Here is a 564-nt window from a genome sequence, read left to right as displayed (position 1 = left end):
CCCCCGCCGAGTGCGCGCTCGTCGTCGACGAGCTGCTGACGCCCGCCGGCCTCGCAGGCACGTCCGTCTGCCTCGACTGCCTCCAGCCGCTGCGGGACCGCCCCGCGGACGCGGCCGCGCACGCCGCGGTGTGCCCGGTCCGGACCGCCCGGGCCCGCACGGGGACGGAGCGCCCGTCGCCCTGGTGACGACGAGGCCCGTCAAGGTCGCGCACGGCACCGTCAAGGAACCGTCAGGACCGGCCGCCGCGCCCGTGCGGCGGCGTAGACCTGCGGGTGCGGCCCCTCCCGAGGACCGCCGGCCGTTCGTGACGAGCGACCGCACGTCCTCCCGAAGGTGTGATCCCTCGTGGCCGACCTGGCCCTCGTCGCGCTCACCGTGGTGTTCTTCGCCGCGGTCGCGCTCGTCGCCCGACGCGCGGACCGCGCGCCCGCGCTCCCCGCCGACCTCCCGCCCGGCACGTCCCGCACGTCCCGCACGTCTAGCACGTCTCGTACGTCGGGCACGTCCGCCGACGGACCCGTCGGGCCGCCCGCCGACCGAGCGGGGGACCGCGCGTGAACG

The 564-nt window shown here is 78.2% G+C and carries 2 protein-coding genes; both read left to right on the top strand.

Annotated elements, in window-relative coordinates; all coding sequences use genetic code 11:
- A partial coding sequence (locus CTKZ_RS21875) for a hypothetical protein (RefSeq protein WP_160142953.1) occupies positions 1–188 on the top strand: 188 nt, incomplete at its 5' end.
- 160 nt (positions 189–348) lie between these two features.
- The gene (locus tag CTKZ_RS21095) at positions 349–561 is read left to right on the top strand and encodes a hypothetical protein (protein ID WP_124344705.1); all 213 of its coding nucleotides are present in this window, start codon (positions 349–351) and stop codon (positions 559–561) included.
- The last annotated feature ends 3 nt before the right edge of the window (positions 562–564 follow it).

The organism is Cellulomonas algicola (genome assembly GCF_003851725.1).
In the GTDB taxonomy this organism is placed as follows: domain Bacteria; phylum Actinomycetota; class Actinomycetes; order Actinomycetales; family Cellulomonadaceae; genus Cellulomonas; species Cellulomonas algicola.
Note: the sequence above shows the minus strand (reverse complement) of the source record. Positions and strands in the feature narration are given on the sequence as shown.